At 72.0% G+C, this 5,713-nt stretch carries 4 protein-coding genes; 2 read left to right on the top strand and 2 right to left on the bottom strand.

The genetic code is table 11. The features are described 5' to 3' along the window. Window positions 1–1,217: MocR-like transcription factor YczR (gene yczR / locus D471_RS0103180; RefSeq protein ID WP_017597287.1), on the bottom strand; the 1,217-nt coding region annotated here is incomplete at its 3' end. Between the two features lie 152 nt (window positions 1,218–1,369). Between yczR and yczE the strand changes: the two genes are divergently transcribed. Further along, entirely contained in the window at window positions 1,370–2,059 is a 690-nt protein-coding gene (gene yczE / locus D471_RS0103175; RefSeq protein WP_017597286.1) for a membrane protein YczE, read from the top strand. A gap of 595 nt (window positions 2,060–2,654) precedes the next feature. After that, on the top strand, window positions 2,655–4,460 hold the full coding sequence (locus D471_RS0103165; protein ID WP_241479554.1) for a glycoside hydrolase family 15 protein: 1,806 nt from the start codon (window positions 2,655–2,657) through the stop codon (window positions 4,458–4,460). Between the two features lie 63 nt (window positions 4,461–4,523). Here D471_RS0103165 and D471_RS32785 read toward each other — a convergent pair. Further along, window positions 4,524–5,713, bottom strand: a 1,190-nt coding sequence (locus tag D471_RS32785) for an NPCBM/NEW2 domain-containing protein (protein WP_017597284.1), incomplete at its 5' end; no start/stop codon positions are given.

The following is a 5,713-nucleotide window of genomic DNA, read 5'->3' as shown; positions in this document are numbered from 1 at the left end:
CCGCGGGCCCGCCAGTCCGGCAGACGCTCGCGCAGCGCGTGCACCAGGGCGTCGCGGTTGCGCCGCAGCTGACGGCTGCGTTCGGCGCGGATCCGCATCACGTCGGCCAGCAGGTGCGTGACGGTGAGCTGGTCGAGCACCGCCCCGGCGAGGTCGAACCGCTGGCGCGCGCACATCAGCCGTGCCACCATCGGCGGCGTGGCGCGGATCCAGCCCACGCGCAACCCGCCCCACAGGAGCTTGGCCACCGAGCCGACGGTCAGCACCCGTCCGTCGGTGTCGTGGGCGGCCACCGGAGCGGGCAGGTCACCGGAGTCGATGGCCAGTTCCGCGACGGTCTCGTCGATGATCAGGTGGGTGTCCGCCCTGCGCGCCTCGCGGACGAGCACGCGGCGTTCCTCGTCGTCCATCAGCGCGCCGGTGGGGTTCTGAAAGTCGGGGATGAGGTAGGCCAGTCCCGGTTTCCACTGGCGGAAGGCGTCGGACAGGTACTCCATGTCCCACCCCTGGGGGGTGACGCCGACGGTCCGGATGCGGGCGCCCGCCCTGCGGATCGCGTCCACCGCGTGCGGGTAGGTGGGCGACTCGACCAGGACCTCGTCGCCGGGCTGGGCCAGCAGGTCCAACAGGAGGGCGATGCCCTGTTGGGAACCGTTGGTGACGAAGATCTGCTCGGGGGTGGTGGGCAGACCGCGCTCGACGTAGCGGCGGGCGATCGCGTGCCGCAGTTCCGGAAGGCCGTAGGGGTAGTAGCCGAGCCCGCCCACGTGCGCGGCGAGTTGCTCGGCGGCCTGGAACGAGGCGGCGCGCAGACCCTCCACGGCGGGCGGGGCGGCCACGCCGAGGTCGATGTGCTCGGCGACCGGGGCGAACGGTGACAGCTCGCTGGTGCCGGTGTCGGGCAGGACGGTCCAGCTGCCCGCGCCCTGACGGCTGTCCAGGAAGCGGTTGTCGCGCAGCCAGGAGTAGGCGGCGGTGACGGTGTTGCGGCTGACGCCGAGGGCGGCGGCAAGGTCGCGTTCGGCGGGCAGGCGGGTGTTGGTGGGGACGCGGCCGTCCAGGACCAGGCCGCTGACGGACCGGGCGATGGCCAGGTAGTAGGGGCGTTCGACGGGCGCCTCCCCGATGAGGCGGGCCAGCAGACGGCCGTTGATCCGCCGACCGCCGCCCCTGGTGGGGGTCCGCTCCGTCCCGCGGTGACCACTCTGCCGCACCATGCTTCCCCCAGCCATCCCTGTCTCGGGCCAGTTGTCCCAATTGGCGCTTCAACACGGGCGCCACTTTGGCCACCATATCGATGTGGCACCGTTCATGGCCCCATCCAACGGTCCACCACTCCCCCGTCATCGACCGGAGTCAGGAGACCCGCGTGGCCGATCGTCCCCACCCCTTCGACCAGGGACCACCACCCGCCAAGGCGCGGGACCGGCTCGCCCGGATCGTGCCCCGACCGCGGGCACGGCGCCTGGTCCAGCTCTACCTCGGCTTGGCGCTGTACGGGCTCAGCGGCGCCCTGCTGGTCCGGGCCGAACTGGGCGCGATGCCCTGGGACGTGCTGCACCAGGGGTTGGCCCGGCGGACGGGGCTGTCGATCGGCACGTGGAGCGTGCTCGTCGGCGCGGCGCTGATGCTGCTGTGGATCCCGCTGCGGCAGCGGCCCGGTCTGGGGACCCTGAGCAACGTGGTCGTCGTCGGCACGACGGTGGATCTGTTCCTGTGGCTGCTCCCCTCCCCCGGCTCCCTGTCCCTTCGGGTGGGAGCGCTGCTCCTGGGCGTGCTGGTGTGCGGTGTGGCCACCGGGTGCTACATCGGCGCCCGCCTCGGCCCGGGCCCGCGTGACGGTCTGATGACCGGACTCGCCGAACGCGGGTGGTCGGTGCGGCTGGCTCGGACGACGATCGAGGTGGTGGTGGTGATCACCGGCACCCTGCTCGGCGGAACGCTGGGGGTGGGAACGGTCGTGTACGCTCTGGCGATCGGTCCGCTGGCCCAGGCGTTCCTGCCGGTGATGCGTGTACCGGACCGAGAGCCGTCGGTTCAGGCGCCACCTCACCGTTAGGGCGTGTGTGGCGGACACTCGCCCTGCTGCGCGACGCCCCAGCACAACTCTCGCGGCGTTCTCATCAGTCGACAGGACCCCACCCTGACTCCTTCTTCGGCCTAGCGAGACCCGCACTGGAGACGCCGCTCGCGACGGGCGGCATCCACCACACACGCCCTAACCCGACCGTCATTCGCGGTTGATCACCGCGTCATAACTTCTGTAGTCGAAAACTCCACAATTCGCTACATAACACCCTGCTCGCTCAAATGCACGTGCAATTGCGGGTAGCGCGCACCCCAGGAAGAGGGGAAGATGGGGACCGCGGTGAACGACAGGAAGACGGGTTCGGCCCCTTCCTTCGGTCCGCCTCTTTAGCCTGCCCTCACCTGGGCACATAACCGGGTATACGGGAGGCAAGCAAGGGCCGGGGAGGTGAGCCGATGACTCGGACGGCGCCCCTTCCCGGCCCTGGACCACGTCCGGTGCCGGGGCGGGCCGGAGACCCCCGACGGGGCGCGTACACGGATGTGCGTGGTGCGACCGCGAAGGAGCGGCGCGCCCCCGTCCCCACACGGGTTCTCGCGCCAACCGCACAAACCATGACGACGTGTTGGGGGTGAGCCGCGTGCCCGGCTGGATTGAGGACTACGCACTGATCGGCGACATGCAGACCGCCGCGCTGGTCGGGCGGGACGGCTCCATCGACTGGGCGTGTCTGCCGGACTTCGACTCCTCCGCCTGTTTCGCCGCCCTCCTGGGCGACGACCAGAACGGCAGCTGGGCGCTCCGGCCCGCCGACGGCGAACCCAACGCCACCCGGCGCCGCTACCGGGGGGAGACGCTGATCCTGGAGTCGGAGTGGGACACCGACACCGGGAGCGTGCGGGTCATCGACTTCATGCCGCCGCGCGGCGGAGCACCGCACATCGTGCGCATCGTCGAGGGGATCAGCGGATCGGTCCGGATGGAGACCACCATGCGGATCCGGTTCGACTACGGCCACGTGGTGCCGTGGATGCACCGCGCCGGAACCGAACTGGTCGCCATCGCCGGACCCGACGCCATCTGGCTGAGCGCACCCGTCGCCCTCCAGGGCCACAACTTCACGCACGACGCCTCCTTCACCGTCACCGCGGGTCAGCGCGTGCCCTTCGTGATGACCTGGCACCCCTCGCAGGTGGAGGAGTCCGACCACCTGGACGCGGAGAAGGCGCTGTCGCGGACCGAGCGGTTCTGGGACAAGTGGGTCGACCAGTGCACCTACGACGGCCCCTACCGCGAGGCGGTCGTACGCTCCCTCATCGTGCTCAAGGCCCTCACCTACCGGCCCACGGGCGGCATCGTGGCCGCGCCCACCACCTCGCTACCCGAGGAGATCGGCGGGGTCCGCAACTGGGACTACCGATACTGCTGGCTGCGGGACGCGACCATCACCCTGGAGGCGCTGATCCGCTCCGGGTACAAGGAGGAGGCCTTCGCCTGGCGCGAGTGGCTGGTCCGGGCCGTCGCCGGTGAACCGCAGCTCATGCAGATCATGTACGGCATCCGCGGAGAGCGGCGGCTGACCGAGTGGGAGGCCGACTGGCTGCCGGGGTACGAGGCCTCGCGGCCGGTGCGGATCGGCAACGCCGCGGTCGGCCAGTACCAGCTCGACGTGTACGGCGAGGTCATGGACGTGCTGCACCTGGCCCGCCGGTCCAACATCCGCGGCGGTGACTACCTGTGGGGGCTCCAGCGCTCCCTGGTGAACTACCTGGAGTGGTGCTGGGACGAGCCCGACGAGGGCCTGTGGGAGGTGCGCGGCCCGCGCCAGCACTTCGTCCACTCCAAGGTCATGGCCTGGGTGGCGGCCGACCGCGCGGTGCGCAGCATCGAGGAGTTCGGCAAGGAGGGCCCCATCGAACGGTGGCGGTCCCTGCGCGACACCATCCACGCCGAGGTGTGCGAGTACGGCTACGATCCGCACCGCAACACCTTCACCCAGTACTACGGCAGCAAGGAGCTGGACGCGGCGCTCCTGCTCATCCCCGAGGTGGGCTTCCTGCCCTACGACGACCCGCGCGTGGTCGGCACCATCGAGGCGATCCGCAAGGACCTCATGGTCGACGGTTTCGTGCTGCGGTACCGCACCGACCTGGAGACCTCCGCCGACAAGCTGCCCGGTGACGAGGGCGCCTTCCTGGCGTGCAGCTTCTGGATGGCCAACGCCCTGTTGTCCATCGGCCGCCAGGAGGAGGCCAAGGAGCTGTTCGAACGGCTGCTGTCGCTGCGCAACGACCTGGGGCTGCTCGCCGAGGAGTGGGACCCCAACGCCGGGCGCCAGGTCGGCAACTTCCCGCAGGCGTTCAGCCACGTGCCGCTGGTGACCACCGCGCTCAACCTCGCCGACCGCCAGGGCGGCTGGCGCGCCGAGTAGGCCCGGACCGACGCCCGTCCCACCGTCCCCGGGCGGCGACGCTCGGGGACGGCGCGCCTGCGGTCAGCTGGTCAGCGCGGGCTCCGCCCAGACCGGGTAGATGCCGTCGTCGCTGGACTCGACCTCCAACCGGAGGCGCAGCACGTCGGTGACGTCGACGTCGAGGTCGATCGTCTCCCCCAACCGGACGGTCTCGGAGATGAGCGACTCGTCGTCGGCGTAGACGGTGAAGGTCACGGTCTCGGAGGCGCTGGAGGTGTCGTCCACGCCGATGGTCGTGGTGAACGACGTGTAGGCGCGGCTGAGGTTGTAGTCCACCCATCCGTTGCAGTCGGCGTAGTCGCCCCCGCACACCTCCGGGGAGACGAGCGCACGACTGTACACCCGCGCGTTCATCTCGGCGCGACCCACGTCGTGAGTCCACCTGCCGTCCTGGTCGACCGGATCGAGCTGGGTGAGCAGGGTGGTTCCCGGCTCCGTGTCGTCGGGGGCGCCCGACTCCGCGGGAGAGGGGTCGGCGGTCATGTCGGTGCCGGGGCCCGCCGTCGGCTCGTCGCCTGCCTCCGCGGGGTCGGCCGCGGTCGGCTCGGCCGGGGCCGTCGTGTCCTCGGAAGGCTCGTCGAGAGCCTGGTCGGCCGCGCTCCCGGTGCCGTCGGCGGCGACGACGGGGACGACGCGGTCCATCACCCAGTAGGTCCCCGCCGCTCCCCCGACGAGGCACACCACGCCGAAGATGGCGAACCCCACGAACAGGGGCTTACGCGACCTGCGCTTGGGCGGGACCCCGGCCTCGGCGGCCGCGGCGACCGGCTGGGAGAAGGCGCCGGTCGGCGGCGGGGCGGCGGGGCCGCTCCACACGGGCTGGGGGCCGGTCATCGCGGGGCCGTGGTGGGTCGGGCCGCCCGGGGCCCGGCCCGGAGGGGGCGGCACGGGACGCGACGGCTGGGGACCGGAGACCGGACGCGACTGGGGCGGCCTCGGGCCCCCGGGAGGCGGTCCGGCCGGGTGCCCGGTGTGGGCCGCGGGGCCGGAGGGTGTACCACCGACCGGACCACCCGTGGGAGCGGGCGGCGCGGCGGCGACCGGACCCGAGGCGGCGGGGTCCTGCTCCGCCTGCGGTCGCCCGCGCATCCCGCCGACGGGGCGCGGGGCCATGTCCGAAGCGCCGGACGGCGTCTCGGCCCGGGTGTCGGGAGCGGACGGTTCGGCGCCGGGCCGGTCCGCCACGGGGCCGCTCTCGGGCGGCGGACCGG

The sequence above is a fragment of the Nocardiopsis lucentensis DSM 44048 genome, from assembly GCF_000341125.1.
GTDB lineage: Bacteria > Actinomycetota > Actinomycetes > Streptosporangiales > Streptosporangiaceae > Nocardiopsis > Nocardiopsis lucentensis.
The sequence above is the reverse complement of the archived record's forward strand: the minus strand, read 5'-3'. Positions and strand labels throughout refer to the sequence as shown.